At 43.1% G+C, this 24556-nt stretch carries 19 protein-coding genes; 11 read left to right on the top strand and 8 right to left on the bottom strand.

Annotation, left to right across the window (positions count from 1 at the left end):
• The first annotated feature begins 69 nt into the window (after positions 1 to 69).
• Positions 70 to 1323, top strand: coding sequence for an MFS transporter (locus AC4IFT_RS00805; protein ID WP_490750381.1), 1254 nt, complete (start codon positions 70 to 72; stop codon positions 1321 to 1323).
• A 126-nt stretch (positions 1324 to 1449) separates the two neighbouring features.
• Here the strand turns inward: AC4IFT_RS00805 and AC4IFT_RS00800 are convergent, their stop codons facing one another.
• From AC4IFT_RS00800 to ybbA, 3 genes are all read right to left on the bottom strand, one after another.
• Complete coding sequence (locus tag AC4IFT_RS00800) at positions 1450 to 2832, bottom strand: esterase-like activity of phytase family protein (RefSeq protein ID WP_490750380.1); 1383 nt, start codon at positions 2830 to 2832, stop codon at positions 1450 to 1452.
• 140 nt (positions 2833 to 2972) lie between these two features.
• Positions 2973 to 5420, bottom strand: coding sequence for a putative ABC transporter permease subunit YbbP (gene ybbP / locus AC4IFT_RS00795; protein ID WP_490750379.1), 2448 nt, complete (start codon positions 5418 to 5420; stop codon positions 2973 to 2975).
• On the bottom strand, positions 5417 to 6103 hold the full coding sequence (gene ybbA / locus AC4IFT_RS00790) for a putative ABC transporter ATP-binding protein YbbA (protein ID WP_219246158.1): 687 nt from the start codon (positions 6101 to 6103) through the stop codon (positions 5417 to 5419). Before ybbA ends, ybbP begins: the two co-directional genes overlap by 4 nt.
• On the opposite strand from ybbA, the gene tesA reads away from it, so the two are divergent.
• The 5 genes from tesA to AC4IFT_RS00765 all read left to right on the top strand — a co-directional run bounded on the left by tesA (position 6071) and on the right by AC4IFT_RS00765 (position 9938).
• Positions 6071 to 6712 carry a multifunctional acyl-CoA thioesterase I/protease I/lysophospholipase L1 gene (gene tesA, locus AC4IFT_RS00785; RefSeq protein WP_219246157.1) on the top strand — a complete coding sequence of 214 codons (642 nt, stop codon included), beginning with the start codon at positions 6071 to 6073 and terminating at the stop codon, positions 6710 to 6712. The two genes, ybbA and tesA, sit on opposite strands and share 33 nt — an antisense overlap.
• Before the next feature lie 77 nt (positions 6713 to 6789).
• Positions 6790 to 7593, top strand: coding sequence for an SDR family oxidoreductase (locus AC4IFT_RS00780; RefSeq protein WP_490750378.1), 804 nt, complete (start codon positions 6790 to 6792; stop codon positions 7591 to 7593).
• Positions 7594 to 7652: 59 nt separating this feature from the next.
• Positions 7653 to 8513 (top strand): co-chaperone YbbN, encoded by an 861-nt coding sequence (locus AC4IFT_RS00775; RefSeq protein WP_490750377.1) that lies wholly within the window; start codon positions 7653 to 7655, stop codon positions 8511 to 8513.
• Between the two features lie 13 nt (positions 8514 to 8526).
• Complete coding sequence (locus AC4IFT_RS00770; RefSeq protein WP_490750376.1) at positions 8527 to 9462, top strand: SPFH domain-containing protein; 936 nt, start codon at positions 8527 to 8529, stop codon at positions 9460 to 9462.
• Entirely contained in the window at positions 9459 to 9938 is a 480-nt protein-coding gene (locus AC4IFT_RS00765) for an NfeD family protein (RefSeq protein ID WP_490750375.1), read from the top strand. The genes AC4IFT_RS00770 and AC4IFT_RS00765 overlap by 4 nt, the downstream gene beginning before the upstream one ends.
• Here AC4IFT_RS00765 and cueR read toward each other — a convergent pair.
• Positions 9892 to 10302, bottom strand: coding sequence for a Cu(I)-responsive transcriptional regulator (cueR, locus tag AC4IFT_RS00760; RefSeq protein WP_490735208.1), 411 nt, complete (start codon positions 10300 to 10302; stop codon positions 9892 to 9894). The genes AC4IFT_RS00765 and cueR overlap by 47 nt on opposite strands.
• 120 nt (positions 10303 to 10422) lie before the next feature.
• Here cueR and copA point away from each other — a divergent pair, with 120 nt between their 5' ends.
• Together copA and AC4IFT_RS00750 are read left to right on the top strand one after the other, a co-directional pair.
• On the top strand, positions 10423 to 13356 hold the full coding sequence (copA, locus tag AC4IFT_RS00755) for a copper-exporting P-type ATPase CopA (RefSeq protein WP_490750374.1): 2934 nt from the start codon (positions 10423 to 10425) through the stop codon (positions 13354 to 13356).
• A 178-nt stretch (positions 13357 to 13534) separates the two neighbouring features.
• On the top strand, positions 13535 to 14116 hold the full coding sequence (locus AC4IFT_RS00750; protein ID WP_219246151.1) for an HdeD family acid-resistance protein: 582 nt from the start codon (positions 13535 to 13537) through the stop codon (positions 14114 to 14116).
• 35 nt (positions 14117 to 14151) lie between these two features.
• Here the strand turns inward: AC4IFT_RS00750 and AC4IFT_RS00745 are convergent, their stop codons facing one another.
• Positions 14152 to 16869, bottom strand: coding sequence for an RHS repeat-associated core domain-containing protein (locus tag AC4IFT_RS00745; RefSeq protein ID WP_490750373.1), 2718 nt, complete (start codon positions 16867 to 16869; stop codon positions 14152 to 14154).
• Positions 16870 to 17077: 208 nt separating this feature from the next.
• On the opposite strand from AC4IFT_RS00745, the gene AC4IFT_RS00740 reads away from it, so the two are divergent.
• Positions 17078 to 17893, top strand: a complete 816-nt coding sequence (locus tag AC4IFT_RS00740; RefSeq protein WP_490750449.1) for a TraB/GumN family protein — start codon at positions 17078 to 17080, stop codon at positions 17891 to 17893.
• A gap of 11 nt (positions 17894 to 17904) precedes the next feature.
• Positions 17905 to 18381, top strand: coding sequence for a Cys-tRNA(Pro)/Cys-tRNA(Cys) deacylase YbaK (gene ybaK, locus AC4IFT_RS00735; protein ID WP_490735214.1), 477 nt, complete (start codon positions 17905 to 17907; stop codon positions 18379 to 18381).
• Positions 18382 to 18492: 111 nt separating this feature from the next.
• Here the strand turns inward: ybaK and AC4IFT_RS00730 are convergent, their stop codons facing one another.
• The 3 genes from AC4IFT_RS00730 to ushA form a co-directional block, all read right to left on the bottom strand.
• Positions 18493 to 19476 (bottom strand): 3-oxoacyl-[acyl-carrier-protein] synthase III C-terminal domain-containing protein, encoded by a 984-nt coding sequence (locus AC4IFT_RS00730; RefSeq protein WP_490750372.1) that lies wholly within the window; start codon positions 19474 to 19476, stop codon positions 18493 to 18495.
• 1 nt (position 19477) lies between these two features.
• Positions 19478 to 21163, bottom strand: coding sequence for a thiamine pyrophosphate-binding protein (locus tag AC4IFT_RS00725; protein ID WP_490750371.1), 1686 nt, complete (start codon positions 21161 to 21163; stop codon positions 19478 to 19480).
• Between the two features lie 228 nt (positions 21164 to 21391).
• Positions 21392 to 23062: a bifunctional UDP-sugar hydrolase/5'-nucleotidase UshA gene (ushA, locus tag AC4IFT_RS00720; RefSeq protein ID WP_273803784.1), complete on the bottom strand. Its 1671-nt coding sequence runs from the start codon at positions 23060 to 23062 to the stop codon at positions 21392 to 21394.
• 255 nt (positions 23063 to 23317) lie between these two features.
• Here ushA and AC4IFT_RS00715 point away from each other — a divergent pair, with 255 nt between their 5' ends.
• On the top strand, positions 23318 to 24541 hold the full coding sequence (locus AC4IFT_RS00715; RefSeq protein ID WP_490735221.1) for an MFS transporter: 1224 nt from the start codon (positions 23318 to 23320) through the stop codon (positions 24539 to 24541).
• Positions 24542 to 24556 lie beyond the last annotated feature (15 nt).

Here is a 24556-nt window from a genome sequence, read left to right as displayed (position 1 = left end):
TTGTTTTCGGGCATTCTGCTATTTTCGCCGTCATCCAGATGATAACTCTCCTGACTAAAGGTGTGCGGCATGACTGGAGTTACTATGTCCTCGCAGCATTTTAGTCCGTTTTATCAGTGGTGTATTTTAGTTCTGTTAGGGCTAGTGTATTTTTTAGCCACTGCGACCACTTTCACCTCATTAGGTGTTGTTTTGCCCGAAATGATCAGCGAACTAAAGTGGAGCTGGAGTGAAGCAGGTTTCGGCTTTACCTTATTAGGTCTAACTTGCGGGTTAGCAAGTTTCCTACCTTCCCTGTTAATCCGTAAAGTCGGTGTGCGAGCCACATTATTGCTCGGCACCTTGGTGTTCGTTGCAGGCTTTTATAGTCTTTATTCCACCAACACCATCAGCACCTATTTCTTAGGAACCGCCTTGATTGGTATTGGTTTTACCTTATTAGCTACCGTGCCCGGCACTTACGTACTTTCCCGATTATTTGAAAAACAGTCCCTCGCTTTTGGCTTGTATTTCACCATTGGTGGGCTCGGTGGGGTTGCAGGGCCATGGATTTATTTCTACGCCTCAAACCAATTGGGCTCGTGGCGTATGCACTGGGTTTTATGCGCGGTCTATCTCAGCATCGTCACACTTATCACTATCTTTATGCTGCGAGAAGGTAAACAAGAGCAAGAACACGCCAAAAAAGTGATGCAAAAACAGGTCAGTAATGCAAGCAAACCCATTTACCGTACTGCCGAAGTATGGACAGTTGGACGCGCTCTGCGTACGTGGCAATTTTATTTAATCGCTGCAACTTATACGTCATTTTTATGGTGTGGGATTACCGTAAATAGCTTTGCAGTTGCCCATATTGAAGAACGAGGCTTCGGTATGACAGTAGCGGTTTCATTACTGAGTACGATGGCTTTTGTAAATGCATTCTCACGTTTTATTGGTGGGGCTGCTGGAGAATGGCTGGAGCCGAAAAAACTGCTTATTGGCAGCTTAATTATTATGGTGTTAGGGGTTATCTTCCTCAGTATCGCAAGCTCTTGGTTCTGGTTAATTTTATTTGTGCTGTTTGTAGGGATTGGTTACGGCATGACATTCTTGGCCTCAAGCGTTTTGCTATCAAACTACTTTGGCCGCGGGCCTTATTTAGAGCTATTTTCTGTGGTTAACTTGATTTCAACTATTGCCTGTTTAGCGCCATTTATCGCAGGTGGGATCAAGGACTACACAGGTAGCTTCACCCCCGCATTTTTAGTGATTACCGCCCCTGTTGTGGTGATCCTCGGTTTGACCTTAATGATGAAACCACCTTCCCTCAACGCCAAATAAAAAATCCCGAGCACAAGCTCGGGAAAATAATAACCAAGGGAAAATGATCAGAAAACCAGATATTGGATCAAAACATGCGTTTCATATTGTGCCACCATAAACCACAATGAGGTGGCACAAAGTCAATCAAGGCTTTAACAATTCAGGCACTTTCAACAGAATAAACTCGTTATCATCGGCTTTATTAGGATCACGGCTCGATGAAAATGGGTAGTTATTGTCATTTCCAACAATAATATGTTCGCCGTCAACCACGTCCACGTTCTCAATCGTGAAGAATGGGAAAGTAAACACCCCATCATTCAGTGGCTTTCTAGCCTGACTATTTGGGTCTTTAATATTCATTAAATCAATGTACGCCTGCTTATCAACCGCACCGCCGACGTTTTCGTCTGAAAATGCAATGCGGTATACGCGTTTAAATTTCGCGAGGTTACTAAAGCAATTTTCCGTGTTTGCACTGCCCGCGGCGCAGGCTTTATCCGATGTCCCCTCACCATTATCACGTTCGATAATTAAGCCGTGGGTCTCATCGATTAAATTAAAATCGCCGATAGCATTTTGATTGTCTTCAAATACATACAACCAACTTCTACCTGTCCAATCTTGTTTTTTCACATCAAACTCAAGAATGCGAGCAGCACGTTTGCCATCTACATTTTCATAATCTTGTTTCTCATCTACCCAAATCGCCCCTTCAAGCATTGGGTACAGTTTTGAACCGTCTGGCGAGGAGGCCATCCCTTCAAATCCTTTTGAGCGATTAACTTGGAAAGCCACTTTATCCGTTGGTTTACCCGGTGTGGTGACTTGGTAATGATCAGGGGAAACCACTTTTTTGCCATCGACTTGTGTTTCAAACAGGGCTAGCACTTTGCCATCCAAATCCATTTTTAACAGGTATGGGCCAAATTCATCCCCTACCCATAACGCGCCATTCGCAAATTGAAAACTTTCTGGGTCAAAATCACTGCCCGTTAAATAACGTTCCTTTGTGCTCTCATTAATAATATGAAAAGGAATAATTTTATCGGGATCATGGAAAAAAACCGTTTTGAGTGGTGTGGTTTTGCCTGATTTAAAATCGATATCATATTGCGTCACATACAGCATCGAGTCTGGTGAATTCACTTTATTACCGAACCCATTATCCGTTAACACCCAATAGGTACCATCCGCCATACGTTTAATCCCCGAATGGCCTTGTAATGGCTGCCCTTTAATTGGAATGTGTTTTCCTGTTGGGCGATCAGCGGATTTTCCTTCCACTTTACCGAGGGTATCAACGCGTGTCCCCGTGGTGAATTTACCGCTAACTTGTAAGTCTGAAGGCGCATTTTGTGGTGCAGGCACCGTGGAATCAACAGGAAGAATAGAATGCCCCGCTAATGTGGCAGGCACTTCTTGTTGAGCGAACCCTGAGAGGCTGAATGAAATCAAGCTTGCCAATAAAGAAAACGAGCCAACTTTTTGTTTAACTGAGCGTTTAATTGAATTTTTATGCTGCATGGTTATGTTTCCATTTTAAGGCTATCAATAATCGACGGCGGAATCATAACTTGAGTGAATGACGGTTTTGTGAAGGATTGAAGACAGTTATTTTAATTGGGCGTAAATGATTTCACGCCCAATTATTCTTTATAAACTAATCACCCATTGGGTAATCGGCGGTGCTGGCTGCCTGTGCCTAATAAACGCAAGCCTAACCAGCCACCACAAATAGACAGCAAAATAGCCGCGCACAGAGGCAATAACACCCACATACGCCATTCAGGTTGCCATGGGAAATCAAACACTTTGCTCTGCAATAACCACAGGGCAATTTCAGCACCAAAGGCTGCGGCAAGGCCTGCCATTAAGCCAAGCAATGCAAACTCGCTCCATAAGGTTCTACGCATCAGTTTTTTGCTTGCACCCAAGGTCCGATAGACCACCAGCTCCCGTTCCCGTTGGTTCATTCCCACTTGAATTTGCGCCAGCAATAGCAATAACCCACAGAAAATCACCAAAACCACCATCACTTCAAGGGCTTGGCTGACTTGCTGAAGAATTTGCTGAATCTGCGTAATAATAGCCCCCGTATCCAACACATTGATAGTCGGATAATGGCGGCTAAGTTGTGTCAATAACTGGCCATCACCTTCATAATGAAAACTACTCAGCCATGTTGCGGGCATTTTCGATAAGCTTTCTTCCGAGAAAATAAAGTAGAAATTGGGTCGTAAACTTTCCCAGTCTACCGTTCGGATACTGCTTACTGTCGCCGAAAAGACTTGTGCTCCCGCATTAAACGTCAGCTTATCCCCCAGTTTTAACCCTAACTCTTTGACAACAGTTTGTTCGATGGACACTTCACCCGCTTTCGGTGGCCATGTGCCTTCATCCACAATATTTGCAGGCGCCAATTGGGATTGCCACGTCAAACTGAGTTCACGCCTCACCGTGTTATTGTTCGGGTCGCGCTTATCAGCCCACTCAATAGCAGATTGGTCGTTAATATCGGTTAAGCGTGCCAATACCACGGGGTTAAACTCGGTAGGTTTAACTTGATACTGTGCCAATAGCTGAGTTACAGGCTTAAGCTGTGACTCGTTCATATTAATTAGAAAATAATTTGGGCTATCCGCAGGGAGTTGTTGCTGCCAACGATCGAGCAAATCCCCACGCACTAAAATTAATAATGCCAACAACATAAACGAGAGCGAAAATGCGCTCATTTGGGTGATAGTCTGTAACGGTTGGCGTAATAAACGGCTAACAGAAAGGCGCAAACTCAGTTGGCGAAACTTAATGTGCCTCAGCCCCCAAAGCCCGACCCAGCCAATTAAAGCCAATAAAATCGCAACGACAACAATCCCCGCCAAAATCGACCATAACAGAGGGTTTACTCCCGCAAAAACAAATAACCCGCCCACGACAATTAAAATAACCACAGGGAGATAGTAATGCAGCGGCCACACGGGGGATTTTGCATCTTCACGTAACACCCGAGAAGGTTGGGTCGCCATCAATTGGTAATAAGGTCGGCTGCCTACAATAATGGCAATGATAAACAATGTCCCTATCGCCCAGACCCACGGCATTAGGCTAGCAGGAGGCAGTTCTTTTGGCAGCATTGCGCCCAGAATTTGCATCAGAATGCCCTCAAAGGCTAGCCCTAATAATGAACCTAATAATGCCGCTGCCACTAAAATGACTAACCACTGGCCAATGATCCATTTGCGTAGCGCACTACGCCCTGCCCCTAGGGTTTTTAGAACCGCAATCAGCTGGTGACGGCTGCGGCAATAGTGAGTCATAGAAACCACAACAGCAGCAATCGCTAATAACAGGGTTAATAAGACAGATAACAACAAAAACTGCTGAGCACGTTGGAAGGTTTTCCCCACCGCGCCATTGTCTTCACTTAAGGTATACCAGCGCTGGTCATTGCGCAGGTTTTTATCAAATTTCTGCTTAAATGCATCGATAACCTGACTATCTCCCGCAAACATGTCGCGATAGGTTAAACGGCTACCGAGCTGAATTGCCCCTGTTAATGGTGCGTCTTCAATCGCAATTAATACCCTTGGTGCAATCTGGAACGGGTTAAAACCACTATCAGGCTCTTGGATTAACTTGCCAGAAACCTTTAATGTCGCATCACCGATATCAATATTATCGCCAATGTTCAGATTCAATAACTCTAATAAGCGAGGGGCAACTAACACCTCCCCTTGGGTTGGTACTAACCCCTCAGGTTCTGTCACTAACCCACCATATAGCGGATAAGCCTTGTCAGCGGCTTTGACTAACACCAACTGTGGTCGGGCATCTTCATCTTCCGTTGCATAGGCCATCGTCGAAAATGAAATCTGCTGACTCAGTTTTAACCCGTCTTTTTGGGCCTCTTGCAACCAAGCGGGCTCGCTCGGGTGTGAGGAGCGTAGAACCAGATCCCCGGCAAGTAGCTCACGGCTTTGGTAGCTCATGCTGTTTTCAATACGGTCACTAATACGCCCTAACGCTAATACACACGCAACAGCGAGCGTGAGCGCTAACCAAACAATCAGTAATGAGGGCGTTTTCCATTCACGCCAGAACCAACGCCAAATCATGCTTCTTCCCTCAATTGCCCATCAACTAAGCGTAAGCGGCGCTGGCAACGTGCAGCGAGTTCGTTATCGTGTGTGACTAAAATCAGCGTCGTGCCATGTTCTTTGTTCATGGCGAACAGCAAGTCAGCAATTTTATCCCCTGTTTGCCTATCAAGGTTCCCTGTCGGCTCATCGGCGAATAAAATTTGTGGTCGACCATTAAATGCACGCGCCAGCGCCACACGCTGTTGTTCACCACCAGAAAGCTGCGGAGGCATGTGCTTCATGCGATCTTTCAAGCCTAAGTCAGTCAGTAACTCTGCTGCATGTTGGTAGCTCGATGACTCTGACTCTCCACGTAGTAGCGAAGGTAACTGCACGTTTTCAATGGCATTTAATGTGGGGATTAACATAAATGATTGAAACACAAACCCCACGCTTTGTGCACGTAAACGGGCGCGTTCTTCTTCATCCATACGTGTTAGGTCTTGACCCAATAAATTCACCGTGCCACTCGTGCCATCATCTAAGCCCGCAATGATCCCAAGCAGGGTTGATTTCCCCGATCCAGACTCGCCAATTAAAGCAATTGTTTGACCAGACTCGACAATTAGCTCAACACCTTGCAATATAGTCAGTTCATGTTCACCTTGACCAACACGTTTAATGAGATGATGAACTTCAAGAATATTATTCGCCGACATATATTGGTTTTTCTCCTGTTACTGACTGCAAGTGGACACGCCCTTGCGTCAACTAAGCTATTGATCTTAGGTGATAGCCTAAGTGCAGGCTACCGTTTACCGGCTGAGCAGGCATGGGCCTCTTTGCTTGCCGACCGCTGGCAGAAACTGTCTCCGCCTATTGAGGTGGTCAATGGCAGCATTAGTGGCAATACATCAGCACAAGGGCTGGAACGCCTTTCTACCTTATTGGAACAAAATAAACCGAGCTGGGTGCTGATCGAATTAGGCGCTAACGATGGTCTGCAAGGCTTACCTGTCGAACAACTGGAAACTAATTTACAGCAAATTATCGACCAAATCGTGCAATCGGGTGCAAAACCGCTCTTAATGCAAATTCGTATTCCACCAAATTATGGAAAACGTTATACAACAAGCTTTGAAAAAGTGTACCCGAAACTGGCTGATAGCAATCAAATTCCGTTACTGCCTTTTTACATGGAGACTGTTATTACTAAGCCGGAATGGATACAACAAGATGGGATACACCCGACTGTTGAAGCACAGCCATCCATTGCTGACTTTATGGAAAAACAACTTTCCGCACATATTTTACCCTCAAACAAGTAAAATAGACGGTAAACAAACGCGATAAAGGGCTCTTTATACGCGAAATAAATTCAGTTGCATGAAATGAAGGTAAAGTTATGCAAACATCCGCACGAAACGGAAAATCGGTTCTGATCACCGGTGCATCAAGCGGTATCGGCTTTTGTGCTGCCCAAACTCTGCACCAGCGTGGTTACCATGTGATTGTCGCGTGTCGCAAAGAGAACGATATTTTACGCTTGAGAGACCTTGGTTTCGATGCTGTCGCTCTCGACCTCGATGATAAGAATAGCATAGATACAGCGGCACAAGAGGTGCTAACACTCTGTAATCACCGACTTTTCGGATTATTCAACAATGCGGGATTTGGGGTTTATGGGCCATTAAACAGTGTGAATCGGGAACAGCTTGAAGCCCAGTTTTCCACCAACTTTTTCGGAGTCCACCAATTGACCTTCCAACTGCTGCCCGCCATGCTAGCACACAACGAAGGGCGCATTGTGCAGACCAGTTCGGTGATGGGAATTATCTCTACGCCGGGTCGTGGTGCTTATGCAGCAAGCAAATATGCATTGGAAGGTTGGTCAGATGCCTTGCGGTTAGAATTAAAAGGCAGCGGTGTTTTTGTGAGTTTAATTGAGCCGGGGCCCATTCACACAGCATTTACGCAAAATGTTGAACAAACTCAGAAAGATAAACCGGTTAAAAACCCGGGGATTGCCTCACGCTTTACCTTAACCCCAGAGCATGTGGTGGAAAAGCTTATCCATGCGTTAGAAAGCCCACGTCCACGCGTACGTTATTCCGTTACCCTTTTGACGGTGGCTGTTCGAGTACTTAAACGTATTTTACCTGACAAACTGATGGATAAAATACTGGCAAATCAGGGAAAAAAGGCTTGAAAAAAGCAAAATAAGCCCCACTCTACTATTAATGCTAACTCATTCAAAAGAGATACCCTATGTTTGCGAATAACGCCCAAATTATTGATATTAACGAAACCAACCTTCATCAAGTCATTGAACAATCAATGAACTTACCCGTCATGTTCTACTTTTGGTCACCGCGTAGTCCTCATTGCCAAGAGTTTGGTTCAATGTTGGAAAAAATTGCCAACGACTACGCAGGTTTATATATCTTAGCTAAAGTTAATTGTGACGAAGAGCAAATGATTGCCAGCCAGTTTGGCTTAAAAGCCATTCCAACAGTGTATGTGCTGCAAAATGGTCGCCCCGTTGACGGCTTTGAGGGGCCACAGCCAGAAGAGGTGGTGTTAGAAATTTTATCCCGTGTTCTACCAAGCCCTGAAGAGCTGAAAGCAGCGCAAGCGGCTGAATTAATTGCTGAAGGTAAAATACAAGAAGCGTTGCCTCTGCTGAAAGAAGCTCATCAACTAAACCCGAAAAATAGCGATATCACGCTGTTATTGGCGGAAACGCAAATTAACCTAAAACTCGTCGATGATGCACAAACCACATTAGACGTGGTGCCATTACAGGATAAAGACAGCCGTTATCAAGGGCTGATTGCGCAAATTGAGTTGTTAAAACAAGCGGCAGATACCCCTGAAATTCAGCAATTGCAGGACGAATTTAATCAAGATCCGCAAAATACCACATTAGCCGTTCAATTAGCGCTAAAATTACATGAAGTGAACCGTAACGAAGAAGCGCTTGAGATGTTATTTAGCTTCTTACGTAAAGACTTAGGTGCCGGTGACGGTGCGGTGAAAAAAACCATGATGGATATTATGTCTGCCATGGGAACGGGCGATGCGATTGCGAGTAAATATCGCCGCCAAATGTATTCATTACTTTATTAATTAAGGGTTAGATATGGACTTGTTCGCCTTTGGTGCCATCCCGATTATTATTTTTGTGGCCATCGTTATTGTTTTCACCTGCGTTAAAACAGTACCGCAGGGTTTCCAATGGACGGTTGAACGTTTTGGGCGTTACACCCGTACATTGCAACCTGGGCTGCATATTATTGTGCCATTTATGGACAAAATTGGCCGCCGCATCAATATGATGGAACAAGTCCTCGATATCCCATCCCAAGAAGTTATTTCACGAGATAACGCCAACGTTACCATTGATGCTGTGTGCTTTATTCAAGTGATTGACCCTGTTCGTGCCGCTTATGAAGTCAGCAATTTAGAGCTCTCCGTGCTTAACCTGACGATGACCAATATTCGTACCGTGTTAGGGTCAATGGAGCTTGATGAAATGCTGTCTCAGCGTGATTCAATCAACTCCCGCTTATTACACGTCGTAGATGAAGCCACTAACCCGTGGGGCGTGAAAATTACCCGTATTGAAATTCGTGATGTGAAGCCGCCAAAAGAACTTATCAGCGCGATGAATGCGCAGATGAAAGCGGAACGAACAAAACGTGCCGATATTTTAGAAGCGGAAGGTATTCGCCAAGCGGCAATCTTGAAAGCTGAAGGTGAAAAACAATCGCAAATTTTAAAAGCTGAAGGGGAAAGGCAGTCTGCTTTCTTACAAGCAGAAGCCCGTGAAAGAGCCGCAGAAGCGGAAGCCAGAGCCACCCAAATGGTGTCTGAAGCTATCGCCGCTGGGGATATGCAAGCCATTAACTACTTCGTGGCACAAAAATACACGGACGCTTTAACCAGTATCGGCTCGGCGCAAAACAGCAAAGTGATTATGATGCCATTAGAAGCCAGTAACTTAATGGGGGCTATCGGCGGCATTACTGAGCTCATTAGCGAAAGCAAGAAAACCACGCAAAAGGCAAAAGAATGATAGAGCTTATCAGTGCTCAACCGGCATGGTTTTGGCTGTGCCTTGGTGGGTTGTTACTGATTGCTGAGTTACTTGGTACAGGCGGCTATTTGCTTTGGACAGGGATTGCCGCTGTTGTCGTCGGTTTATTGACTTGGGCTTTGCCCTTCCTAAGTTGGGAGTGGCAAGGGATTTTATTTGCCGTCTTTACCCTTGTTTCTGCCGTGTTATGGCGCAAATGGTTAAGCGGCCGTAAAAAAAGTAAAGCCGATGATGTTAACCAAATCAGCCACCAGCTTGTGGGCTTTAAAGCCCGTTTATTAACGGATACCGAAGAAGGTTTTAGCCGTGTACGTCTTGCTGATGGCAGTTGGCGGGTATACAGCGATGTCCCGCTTCCCGCTAATACCGAAGTGGTGGTTATCGCCGTTGATGGTATTACACTGCAAGTTAAGCCTTCTGGTGGTGGCAACAGCCACGCGCCAGATGGTCAATAATTGGGCAGTCAGCTCCATCGTCCCCCGGGCACACATCCACCAGCTCTTGTAATGTATCGCGAATAGCAGACAGTTTTAAAATTGTCTGCTCTATTTCATTTATCTTAGCAATGGTTGTGCTTTTTACATCGGCGCTATGTCTGGTTGGATTACGAAACAGCCCCAATAACTCACCACATTCATCCAAGGTAAAGCCAACATCTTTGGCTTGTTTAAGCAATACCAGTTCATTTAAGTGCCGTTCTTGATAATAGCGATAACTGTTCTCCCCTCTTTCTGGCGGTGTGATCAGCCCTTTATCTTCATAAAAACGGATGGCTTTTGCAGTTAGGCCTGTTTTTTTGGCAATTTCACTAATATTCATAATAACCCCTTGACCTTAACCTTGCTGGAAGGTGTAACCTTTGCTCATTGTCGAATTATAGACCTAATTGTAGATAAAGTTATAGACCCAAATTCATCGAACGGGTTCGGAGGCTGCAAAATGAGTAACAAAATTATCCTAAAATTACAGGGACTAAGCTGCATGCACTGTGTCGGCTCTGTCACTAAAGCATTAGAAGCACGTGGTGATGTGGCAAATTTAAACGTCACTATCGATTATGCAACATTAGAAAGTGATGCCAATGTTGCTGATATCATCAACACGATTACTGAAGCAGGCTATGAAGCCGAAGTCGCATCAGCACCTGATGTCGAATTGCAGCTTTCGGGTTTGAATTGCATGAAATGTGCAGGCAAAACCCAAAAAGCCCTTGAAGAAGTTGAAGGTGTTGCCGCTGCGGTGGTGAATACAACTCAGGCAAAAGTGTATGGCACAGCTGATGCACAAACCTTAATCGCTGCGGTTGAACAAGCAGGCTTTAAAGCGCAATTGCCACAATCCGATGAAGTGACCTTATCCCTTTCAGGTTTAAGTTGCATGAAATGTGCAGCAAAAACCCAGCAAGCACTTGAAGCTGTTGATGGTGTCACAAGTGCAAAAGTGGATACAACCTCCGCAATCGTGCAAGGTTCTGCCCCAGTTTCGGCGTTGATTGCTGCGGTTGAAGCAGCAGGTTACCAAGCCACAGAAGGTGAATCTCACCCAAAAACTGAGCCGCTGACTACCCAAACTGAACAGCCGGATGCTGATTCAGCGGCAATTTGTGACATTCCGGCACAAGAGTCTGATTTAGGTGAGCAACCTGACATCGACCCAACCGATGACAGCGTACAGTTATTGCTTGATGGCATGACCTGTGCAAGCTGTGTCAATAAAGTGCAAAAAGCACTCAGCGGGGTCCCCGGCGTGGAAAACGCACGAGTGAATTTAGCTGAGCGCAGCGCATTAGTCACAGGAACGGCTAAGCCCGATGACCTGATCAATGCTGTGGTAAAAGCAGGCTATGGTGCTGAAATTATTCAAGATGAAGCCAAACGCCGCGAGCGCCAACAAGAAGTGGCTCAAGCCAATATGCGCCGCTTCCGTTGGCAATCCGCCTTAGCCTTAGCCCTTGGTATCCCTGTGATGGTATGGGGGATGATGGGCGATAACATGGTGCTGACGGAGCAAAACCACACCACGTGGCTCACCATTGGGGTATTAGCCTTCCTCGTGATGGTATTCGCAGGTGGGCATTTTTATCGCAGCGCATGGCAAAGTTTGAAAAATGGCAGTGCCACCATGGACACCTTGGTCGCACTCGGTACAGGGGCTGCATGGCTCTACTCTATCGTCGTCAATATTTGGCCTGAATGGTTCCCTGACCAAGCTCGCCACCTTTATTACGAAGCCAGTGCGATGATTATCGGTTTGATTAACCTTGGTCATGCGTTAGAGCAACGAGCGCGCCAACGTTCATCCAAAGCCCTTGAAAGATTACTCGATTTAACGCCACCAACTGCGCGTGTCGTCACGGAGCAAGGCGAAGTTGACATGCCGTTGGAGCAAGTGAAAAAAGGTATGATCTTGCGCTTAGCAACGGGTGACCGTGTCCCTGTCGATGGGGAAATCATTGAAGGGGAAGTTTGGTTAGACGAAGCGATGCTGACGGGTGAGCCTATCCCCCAGCAAAAAAGTAAAGGTGACCCTGTGCATGCAGGCACCGTTGTACAAGATGGTACGGTGCTATTTCGTGCGGCGGCAGTCGGTAGCCAAACCACATTAGCACGGATTATCCACCTTGTTCGCCAAGCGCAAAGCAGTAAGCCGCAAATTGGCCAAATGGCGGATAAAATTTCAGCGGTGTTTGTTCCTGTCGTTGTTGCTATTGCCTTGATTTCAGGGGCTATATGGTACTTTGTTGGGCCTGCACCACAAATTACCTATGCGCTGGTTATCACCACAACGGTCTTAATTATCGCCTGTCCATGTGCTTTAGGATTGGCAACACCGATGTCGATAATTTCAGGCGTAGGGCGTGCGGCAGAGTTTGGGGTGTTAGTGCGTGATGCGGATGCTCTTCAACAAGCTAGCGAGTTGGACACTATCGTCTTTGATAAAACAGGTACATTGACTGAAGGTATGCCTCAGGTGACTGACATCCATGTGTTCAATGGATTTGACCAAGACAGTGCATTACAGCTCGCAGCCTCTTTGGAAAATGGTTCAAATCACCCATTAGCACGTGCAGTCTTAGCCAAAGCAAAAGGGTTAACCTTACCCGCTAATGAGCAATTTCGAACATTGGCAGGCTTAGGGGTAAGTGCCATTATTGATGGCAAAACCATTTTGTTAGGTAACCAGAAGCTGTTAGCACAAAGCAATGTGGATACCGCAGATGTAGACGGTCTTTTGCATCAACAAGCCACTCAAGGGGTGACCCCTGTACTGTTGGCGGTTGAGGGTAAAGTAGCGGCGTTATTATCCATCCGTGATCCACTGCGTGAAGACAGTATCAGCGCCCTTGCTCGCTTACATAAACAAGGCTTCCGCTTAGTGATGTTGACAGGGGATAACCCAGTCACTGCCAATGCGATTGCCAAAGAAGCGGGCATTGATGAAGTGATTGCAGGCGTAATGCCAGATGGCAAATCTGCGGCAATTGAAGCCTTACAAGCAAAAGGCCACAAAGTGGCAATGGTCGGTGATGGGATCAATGATGCTCCTGCACTTGCCCGTGCTGATGTGGGTATTGCGATGGGAGGCGGTAGTGATATCGCCATTGAAACAGCGTCTATCACCTTGATGCGTCAAAGCTTACATGGTGTTGCCGATGCAGTTTCTATCTCAAAAGGGACATTGCGTAATATGAAGCAAAACCTGTTCGGTGCCTTTGTGTACAACACACTGGGGATCCCAATTGCAGCGGGTATTTTATACCCACTAACAGGTACTTTACTTAACCCTGTCGTTGCAGGAGCAGCAATGGCGCTTTCCTCTATCACTGTCGTCAGTAACGCAAACCGTCTATTACGTTTTAAGCCTGAAAAATAACCTTTAAAAAAGGGTGGGAGCCTATCTCACCCTTCCCTGTCTTATTTCAATCATCAAAATACGCTAAGTGCTTGCCCTCCAAGATTTTATTGCTTAAATCGCACGATCTTTGATGCTATTTACCATCAGCTAGGTCTATACTATTAAATAATTAGCTACTTAATATTTGGAGCGCAAAATGCTTAATATTGATCGTGAAAAACTCGCCAAACTCGCTGGTGAAGAATTTAAAAAACAGCGAACATTTTTGTTAATTTTGTCTTTTTTACTGTTGGCTGGTGGTATTTTTTGTATCGTTAACCCGATGATTTCAGGCATTGCGGTCAGTACGGTGTTAGGTGTGTTGCTGATTATTGGTGGTGTTGGTGCCATTGTTAGCATACTGAGCACCGTGATTTATACTGGGTGGTCGCGCTTATTCGGCTTTGTGATTGGCTTAATCTATATTATTGTCGGCTATTCCTTCATTAAAGATCCACTGCAAAGCTTAATTGCCCTTGCCATTTTAGTCGCGGCATTATTTATTGTCGGCGGTGTCATTCGCTTATATGTCGGTTTTCAACAAATCAAATCTCCAAGTGGTTGGCTGCAAATTCTTATCGGTTTATTAGATTTCTTTATTGCCTTCCTGCTTGTCGGCAATGGGCCATTGACCTCCATTACCTTATTAACCACGTTAATTGGTATCGAAATGGTATTTAGTTCATTCAGTTTATTTACACTGCTCAGTGTGTTTAAAAACATCACTAAAAATAGCTAATTCTATTTGCCCCCTATGTGGGGGCAACCGTGATATCAATGGCGGCGACTGGTACTGGGTTGGTTTCTATCATAACCTTTAGGTTTGCCTTGATAGCTCACCTTCCCCAGTGCTTTTATTTTAAACACCTTATTAAACTGGGCTTGATAGCGCTGATATAAATTTCTATCAATTTCCCCCATAAACCCGCCTAATTCTTTTTGAAAATCAATATTCTTGTATTTATATGTACTGTATTTTGCGTTGTAAGTTCCATGCTCTTTCACATCTTTCGGGATATCATCATTTCTTAACCGTACTGTCATAAATATATTTTTGGGTAATTCTTCTCTAAATTGATACAGTGCATTTTTACAACTTGGGCACATCTTCGCTTTTTGGGAAATAATAATGTTTTTAACATTGGTGTCTTTCAACAAGGACGCTTTTAATGTTCTAAACAGATTTTTTTCACTGTGATTGACTAATTCTTTTTCCTCTTTACTCTGTGTGCCCTTCGCTTCTTGGTAACCCAACTTATCTGCTGCCCATACTTTTATGTTATTATTTTTTCTCTCTATTTCTAATCCTCCATATAAATTAATACTATACGTAAATTTTGAATGGCCATCTCGGTAAAATACCTGTGCAAAACTAATCACTCTATTAGCAACCATTTCAGGCTTATTTGCCACTATTGGGTTTTTAGCTGAATTGATTAATAGCTCACCCACAGTTTCCTCATAACTTGCGTACATCTCTTCACGGCTATTAAAAAGTACAGGAGCAAGCCCTTGCTCATCTTTAAAGGTTAAAGGGTTATTTTGCACCATTCTAAACAGATTTAAGCCATCAATAGTTCCTGCGGGATCTGCACTTAACCAACGTCCAACCCAAGGTTGGTAATAACGGCGGCCATAATAATAAAGCCCTGTAATGTCGCGTTCTTGCCCTGAATAACGTCGTGTTTTGTAGTTCGCTTCCAATGTGCTGCGTGCCGCCCAAACGGCAGTTCCGCCAAAAGGGTAAAACTCTTCATAGCTGATAAGGTTTCCGCTGCTATCAAGCTCTATATTATGGTTGCTGCCGACTCCATTAAGGCAATATCGTTCGACGTTATTCGCTATCTCACTTGGTTGCCCATATTCCCAATGTAACACCTGCACTTGTGTTTCCTTGTCCTCACCGATGCAAATCACTTGGCATTTTTCTTTATTATCAATTTGCCTAATTTCTAGGTTTGGTAAATAAATAACTTGGCTTTGCTTTTGATTTTCTTTAGTTATTTTCATTACTCTCTGGCTATTTGCATCATAGCGATAAAACTCACTCACGCTAACCCCTGTTGCGCTTTGCAATTCCTGCCGAGGCGTCCATCGAAGTATTTGGCCTTGCAAAAGCTGTTTTTGTTGCCCGCTAAGTGTAAATAACGACTCTACTTGGTTAGGTAGCTGAGCTAAATCTGCTAGTACCGCTCGATTACTTCGGTCGCTCACTGTGACTTTCACCGTATAAGCTTGTTGCATAGCTGGCGTTCGGTGATGAATTTGCGTCAAATTGCCCGCCTTATCGTAGGAATATGCGCGAAAATACTGTGTATAAATCGAATTATCAATTGATGAAGAATGAGGCAAACAGTGGCTTTGTTGGCCTTTATTGGCAATTTCTCGCCCAGTGGCATGGATCAGTTGATACAGTGAGTCATATTGATATTGCTGCTTAGGTTCAACTTTTTGGTTACGCCAAAAAAGGCTTTTTTCTGCGCCATTATGAATTCCAACTACATTACCAACAGGGTCGTAGTCATAATATAAATCTTGAAATAATTTATAGCCCAATAAATGGTTAGCAGGCCTATAGCTTCGTATACGGGATAAACGTTGTGTTTGTGCTTCATGTTCATACTCGGTCACGACACCATTGCCATGGAGCTCTCTCACTTTTTGCCCAATAGCTGAATATTCAATAAGTTGAACTATTGATTGTGGATCACTGCCTTTAACTGTTAAGTTCGATTTGATTAATTGCCCCGCAATATCATATTCTCGCAGCTGTTTATGGCCTTTTGCATCGAGAATAGAAAGGCAAGCACCTGTGGCATCGAAGGATATTTGCTGAGGAAATTTTTCGGGTGATAATGCCGTTAAACAGGTATCTCCTTGCCAATCAACACTATATTCTACGTTATCAAACTGTTGAATAAACTGCCGTGTCCATAAGATAGGCTCCCCTCGCAGTGATACCTCTTGAGTTTGCAATAACCCTGCCGTATCGAAGTGGCAGGTACATTGCCCAGCTAAATTTGCCATCTGTTCTATGAATGAATGACCTGCAGATTCGAAATACTCACTCACTCTCCAGTGCCCAAACTCAACTTTTTCGTTGATTGATTTGAGTCGGCCTAACGAATCCCTCCCCTCATAGCCACATAACTTATATGTTTTATTTGAATCAATACAGATAACTAAACGCTCTTCAATATCATAGAGCTGGTAAACATCACCACTGTCAGCGCCTTGGCTAAAAACGGGGAACCCCATTAAGTCTGTTAAGTAATAAAAATTATATTGTCCACTTTCAGACAAGCGAGCATCTGCGTTTTTATCTAAAAACCCATAAATATTAAAGTGTTGAAACTCAATTCGCTCTTGCGCTTTCTGTTGAGTATTTGACTGTCGATGGTATTGGATCATGCGAATATTTAAGCCACGATTATCCAAAACGGTGATTTTTGGTGTGCCTACATGAATGTTTGAAATTAAGGGAGTTATCATGTTATCTCCAATTAAGGCTAACAAAATGATAACGCCACCTTGTTAACACGTTGCTTCACATCGTCAAACCATAATTGAAGCTTTCCTAAATTGTCATTTTCAATTTTTATCAATAACGACGAAAAATGCGTAATTGACAGGCAATGTTCGCAAATTGGCGAGAGATTGTTTAACCTATTCAATCAAGAAAAAAGCAGGGTAAAGAATGATGGGAAAACTGTTCGAAAACTTAAAAAATTGGCTGCATATGGAAACGGCGCCCGTATACCCTTATCCTGCAATTGATATTCGTTTATCAAAAGGCCTTAGACTGCATATTGTGGGCAGTATTCATATGGGAACGGAAAATATGTTTCCGTTGTCTGCCATATTACTCGATAAACTGAATCAGGCAGATGCATTAATTGTTGAAGCAGATATCACCCAAACACAGTCCCCTTTTCCTCATGATGTTGAAGAACAGCTTCCTGTTCAGCAGCGCTTAGACGAAGAGCAATACGCACTATTTTTGCAATATTGCCAAGAAATTCACCAACCACCTGAAAAATTTGATGCGCTACCCTCATGGCAAATTGCCTTGATCCTGCAAGCTACTCAAGCACAAGGACTAGGCCTACGCGGTCACTATGGCATCGATTATCAACTTATTCGCAATGCTCAGACTCAACTTAAACCAATCATTGAGCTGGAAGGCACCGCATCCCAAGTTGAATTGCTGCTTTCCTTGCCTAATAATGGGCTAGCGCTATTACAAGACTCTTTAATTCACTGGCGAGCAAACGCACGCTCACTGCAAACCATGATTGGTTGGTGGCTCGATTATCAGCCCAATAGCAGCATGACTTTGCCCAACACCTTCAGCAAAGATGTTTATCAAGTATTAATGGATAAACGAAATGCTGATTGGAGTGAACAGCTTAAAGCGCTCCCAGACGGTAATTATGTGGTTGCGGTAGGCGCACTACACCTCTTTGGTGAGGGTAGTCTTGTTGAGTATTTGCGCCATTGTGACAGAGATAAATAAAAGGCAAAAAAATGACTCCTGCTGTTAAACTATTAGAAAAACAAAAAGTTAATTTCAAATTACACCCATACGACCATGACCCAAATGAAAACAATTTTGGTGATGAAGCCGTGCGTAAATTAGGCTTAGATGCCAAACAAGTGTTCAAAACGTTATTAGTGGCATTAAATGGCGACCAAAAAACGCTCGCGGTTGCTGTCACCCCTGTTTCTGGCCAGCTCGACCTAAAATTGGTTGCTAAAGTGTTTAAAGTAAAAAAGGTGGAAATGGCAGACCCGCAAATTGCTCAAAAAACAACAGGCTACTTGCTGGGCGGCATCAGCCCACTGGGGCAGAAAAAACGTTTACCGACGGTAATTGATGACCAAGCACAGCAATATGCAACAATGTTTATTTCAGGGGGAAAACGCGGGTTGGATATTGAATTAGCGCCAGCTGATTTAGCAAGTGTGCTTACTGCCACTTTTGCGACTATCAGAAAAGACTAATACGTTAATCCTCTCGTTGAATAATGCACGGTGAAATAAAAGGCTCCGAAGTTGACATGAATTTAGAGATCAGAGCCTTTTAATGTTAGCCTAGCGCCCTCTTAGCTTTAATCACAATGAATAAAAATCTAATGACGTAGGAATGTGTTTAAAACCAAGTAACACTGAAACAGAAATCATTCCAGGCGCAAAGCCCGACAACACAATGTAATCCCCCTCAGCTAGTTGATTTTGATTAACTATGGAATAAAAACCAAATAAGTTTTGAGCAGCACCAAGGCTCCCATATTTATCATAAGCCAACTCTATTTTTTCTTTCTTTATGGCAAGTGACTCAGATAAAACATTCGGAACCCAACTTATAGGGTCATAAAAGTGGAACTTGTTGATATCTGATACCGATATATGGCTTCTATCACATAACGCGGTTACAGCCTGTTTTATCGTTTTGTCATAGTTTCTGGTAAAAACCTCGCCGCCTTCTTTCGGGCAATTAGCAACCAGTTTATTTTCTATATTTTTTAGTTGTAGTGGTAGATAATCACAAGTGCTCACACTTTGAAAATCGACGATTTCTGTTCCACTATCGGAACTTATTATCATGCAAGCTGCACCATCGCTGAGTAAGGCTTTCGTTGGGTCATTAATATCAAAGTAATGTGAATAGCAGCACGCGGCAATAATTGCGATGTGCCGATAATGGCCTTGGCTAATTAATCCCGAAGCTAACTCCATCGCAGCCACGCCTCCCGACGTCCCCGCACTGATGGCCATAACTGGGCAACGTAATTTGGTCTCTTGAGTAAACTGAACGGTTTCTACGTTTTGTACGCTGTTTGGGCAAGAAATAGCAACAATGACATAATCAATATCATTAACAGCCATATTCACTTGTCGCAAAGCATTAAACAAACTTTGACTCATTAATTTGGAAATATCTTCTTGATTTTCCAACCGCCAAATACTCCTGTCTTTTCCTACCGCTTTATCATGGAAGACGCTTTCTTCTTCTTTATTGGCAAGGGTTGTTTGCCTATGGTTGGGCAATACATTTGCTAAGGATATAACACTACCTTTATTTATATTTTTTTTCATATCACATACTCCGCAATGTTTTTACTCTATCCGTTGACGGTGCTAAAACAGTACGATCAATTCGTACATCAATCACTGCTGGGGCTTTAGCCTTAATGGCAGAAATAAGTGCTTTATCAAGGCTCTCTTTATCCGTTGCCCTATATCCAACCGCACCTAACCCCTCACCGATTAATGCAAAATCCGTCAAAGGGATTTCACAATCTGGCGGAATAACATCTGACTCTTGCAGAAGTTGCCGGCACATATTGTAACAACCATCATTCATCACGAGCCATATCGCAGGAAGGTGATATCTCACCGCAGTGCTGACTTCATTCGTCATCAACATCGAGCCATCACCTATCACACCAATAACAACATTATTTCTATTTGCAGAAAGCCCAACTAAGCCACATGCGTATTGCCCCATTGCACCAAACCCTGGACTACTTCGATACCGAACAGGATGATAAAATTTCAAATATCGGTTAGTCCATGTAAAAGAATTACCCGCTTCAGCGGCAACATAGCCATCATATTGATTAATAACAATGTGTTGTATAGATTGCATGACTGTTCTTGGATGTAAATATCCCAAATGACTTTGATGCATCTCCGTATCTTCATAAGGGACAACATGGTGAATATTGCCAAGCCCAATCCTGTTTTTTTTCAGTTCGATATTTTGCAAGACATGCTGTAAAAATGCCCCAATTTCACATTCAATTATCGTTGTCTGTTCAGGGAGATTACCTGCCACTTCGTGGCTATTGATTCCCACAAAAAACACGGTCGAATTTGTAAGTGAACTTTGTACATATGATGAGCTAAGCTCTCCTAAACGAGAACCCAGAATGATCACGACAGGATGGCGTTCAGCCGAAAGTTCAGCACTAATTTCTTGTTGATTAGCACCTAGCCCTGTAGCGCCTGCGTACAATGGATGTGTTTCTGGAAAAATGCCTTTTCCTCTCGGTGTTGAGATAACATGGGACTGGCTTAACTCCACCACTTTTTTTAATTGCTCTGCGGCATGACGTGCGCCAAATCCAATCCAGAAAAGTGTTTTATTATTAATAATCGCATTGGTCGCTTGATTTAATTGGAGTTGAAGTTTTTCATTATTAATCTTTCCTTCATCTTTTTTTTCACTTTCCTCACCATGCCCAGCAGTATCAATAATTGTTTTTTGTAGCGATGATGTAATAAAAAGACCAATGCAAATACCTGAAACTCGGTTTATATTTTCAGATATTGATTTTTTCGCTTTCTTATACTCAGTTAAATTTGAAACAAAATATATTTCATCAAAAAAACCTTGCCCATCATGCACACGTAAACTATTTATTTCGTCTCGTGTTGTTTCTTGCAGTTTATATTTGCCAGTGTGATAATCATCCGTAATTGATGATATAAACAATAGATTAGAACCATCTAGTCTAGCGGCTTTAACACCCGTAAGTGCATTCGTTATCCCAGGGCCTGATGTGGCAAATGCCACAGAAGGTTTATTGTTACATATACTGTATTCAGAAGCAGAAAAAACACCACCTGATTCATAACGACAATGAAATAAGTCTATTTTTTTTGAATGAAATAAAGCATCCCATAGAGGAAAAACAAACCCACCTGAAACACCAAATGCAGCATCAATATAACAATCTTCAAGGAAATTAACCAAATCTACAGCAACAGTATTTTTCATTTATGCCACCATATCTAATTAAAGTTAAACTTAAATTTATATGGTGATTTTAAAATCGTAAATTAATATAAAATAGTGGCTATTAACATATTCATCCTTCTGTTACTTATAAATAAAATAAACCAAGTAAAAATAGCCAAACACTATTACCAATAGTAATTAATTTTAAAATTGAAAAATCAATCATAAAAAAGCCCCATTATTTAATGGGGCCTTATTTTCGAAAAATTATTTATTATTATAAATAATTTCACCTTTTGGTTCGTAATCTGCGGCTTTCAATGGAGAGTGTTTCTCAATATAACCTTTGAGCACCTCTGCATCTACAAATCCAGTATTTACATAGTTAGGGTGATTATCAATTTTCGGATAGCCATCACCACCAATCGCATTAAAGTTTAATGTCGCCATACGGTAAGTTTTTGATGTATCAACAGGTTTACCATCGATTTTTACATCGCTAATCGTACCGTCTTTATTTAACGTTAAATTCACATTATAGAATTGGCCATACGCCCCTGCATCCGGTTTCATATTCGCAACCGCTGTCAGGTAAGGAATGACTTCATCCCCTTTAAAATCAACGTAAACTAACTCGTTCGCAAATGGTTGAACCTTGAGTACATCTTTATAGGTAATATCACCGCTTTCGATAGAATCACGGACACCACCACCGCTCATAATGGCAAAGTCAGCACCCGCACGCTCTTTTTGAGCAGCTAACAGAAGATGACCCATATTTGTTTGCACAAAACGTACTTTGCTACGGTCGCCTTCCAGTTTGCCTTCAACAGAGCCTACCTTGACGCTTAATTGCTTATCACCTTTCTCTTGGTATGGAGTCAGTAACTTCATCATATCTGGGTTGTGTGCAATTTCCTGCGTGTAATAAACGCGCTCACTGCTGCCATCTTCTTTAGTGACTTTTTTCTTCAAGTTAATTGGAATTAACTGGTAATGTTTTAAGGTAAATTTGCCGTTTTTGAATTCGAAATCAGCACGTCCAACATATTTACCCCACTCATGGGCCTGAACAATCCATGTACCATTTTGATTGTCTGGCGCACACGGTGTACCCGGTACATAGTCCGCTTGTTTGTAGTCTTTATTTTCTTGGGACATACAAACAGGGTCTTGTGAGTGACCACCCACTATCATATCTAAATAACCAGCTGGTAAGCTGCGTGCCATTTCGACGTCACCCGGTGCGTTAGAACCGTGGTTGCCGTTATCATAGTGCCCCATATGGGTTGCTGCGATAATAATGTCAGGTTTTTCAGTCTGACGCAGTTCTTCAACGACTTTTTTCGCTTCATCTGCGGGTACGCGGAATTCCACATCAGGGAAGTTCGCTGGGTTACCGATACGAACAGTGTCATCGGTGGTCAGCCCCATCACCGCAATCTTTACACCTTGCTTATCAAATACTTGGTAAGGTTTAAATAGACGTTTGCCAGTACTGGTTTGGTAAATATTGGCAGATAAGAATGGGAAAGTAGCCCATTTCTCTTGCTGACGCAGTGTTTCAAGCGGGTTATCGAACTCATGATTGCCCAATGCCATTGCATCGTAGCCCACTAAATTCATCCCTTTAAAATCAGGCTCTGCGTCTTGTAAATCAGATTCAGGCACACCTGTATTAATATCACCACCAGAGAGTAGCAATACGCTGCCACCTTGCTTCGCTACTTCGTTGCGAATTTCATCAACAACGGTTTTTTGTGCTGCTAAACCGTATTCACCGTGGTCGTTATGCCAAAAATGGCCATGATGGTCATTTGTGTGCAAAATAGTGATATTGTAGGTTTTGTCTTTTTCCCACGCGTTTGCCATCGTTGCGGGTATTAACGCTAACGATACAGTTAATGCACACGCGGATGCTTTAAATGCAAACTTCATACACTTCTCCCTGCTGGTATAGGAATTTTTATTCACGAATATTAGATTATAGTTTGTCACTGCCCGCAGATTTATAGCATAAAAATATGAGCAAGATTTGATACCTCTTGCAGAATAAGAAATTCGTTTCATAAAAATGAGATCGCCGTCAAATAATTCACTGCTGTTATTTTTCATGTGACTTATTTATTCATTTCAATAAATTGTATTTCAGTTATATTGATAACAATTATGTAACACAGAAAGCTGATAATTATGAGTGAGCAAACCACAACCCCTAACAACGCTAGTCCATCAAAACCCGTGAATAAAACAGGGAAAACCGTCTTTAGTATTCTGACGGCAATTAGTGTCTCCCATTTATTAAACGATATGATCCAATCGCTAATTTTGGCGATTTATCCTTTATTACAATCTGATTTCTCCCTAAGTTTCGCGCAAATCGGGATGATCACTCTGACGTATCAGATTACGGCATCCCTACTTCAGCCTATTATTGGCTATTACACGGATAAACACCCGCAGCCATATTCCTTACCAATTGGCATGAGCTTTACATTGACGGGGTTAATTTTATTGGCGATGGCAGAAACCTTCCCAATGATTTTATTTGCAGCCGCTTTAGTTGGGACGGGTTCTTCGGTCTTCCACCCAGAATCATCCCGTGTAGCACGTATGGCTTCAGGCGGTCGCCATGGCCTTGCTCAGTCGTTTTTCCAAGTGGGCGGTAATTTAGGGGCATCATTAGGGCCATTGCTTGCAGCGTTAATTATTGAACCTTATGGGAAAGGTAACTTAGGTTGGTTCTCCCTTGCGGCTTTATTAGCGATCGTGATTTTACTGCAAGTCAGTAATTGGTATAAGCAGCAACATCGTGCTGCCAGTAAAAAACCGATTTCTGCGGGTGATATTAAAGTTCTGCCTCGCAAGGCAGTTATTGGCTCATTAGCCGTGTTATTAGTTCTGATTTTTTCTAAATATTTCTATTTGGCGAGCATTAGCAGCTATTACACCTTTTATCTTATAGAGAAGTTTGGTGTATCTGTGCAAAATGCCCAGATACATCTGTTTGTTTTCTTATTTGCTGTTGCCGCAGGGACAATGATTGGCGGCCCTATTGGGGATAAAATAGGCCGTAAGTACGTTATTTGGTTCTCAATCCTCGGTGTCGCACCTTTTACCCTCATTTTACCGTATGCCTCACTGTACTGGACAGGCGTGCTTACAGTGATCATTGGGATGATATTAGCTTCCGCGTTTTCTGCTATTTTGGTATATGCCCAAGAGCTGATCCCCGGTAAAACAGGCATGGTATCGGGGTTGTTCTTCGGTCTAGCATTCGGAATGGGTGGTGTTGGCGCGGCAGTTTTAGGCCATATTGCTGACCAAACCAGTATTGAGCAAGTTTATCATTATTGCGCTTTCTTGCCTTTACTTGGAATTTTTACAGTATTGTTACCAAATATCGGCCATAAATAGGTTTATTTTCTTATT

The sequence above is a fragment of the Providencia sp. UF-183 genome (assembly GCF_058246155.1).
The sequence above is the reverse complement of the archived record's forward strand: the minus strand, read 5'-3'. Positions and strand labels throughout refer to the sequence as shown.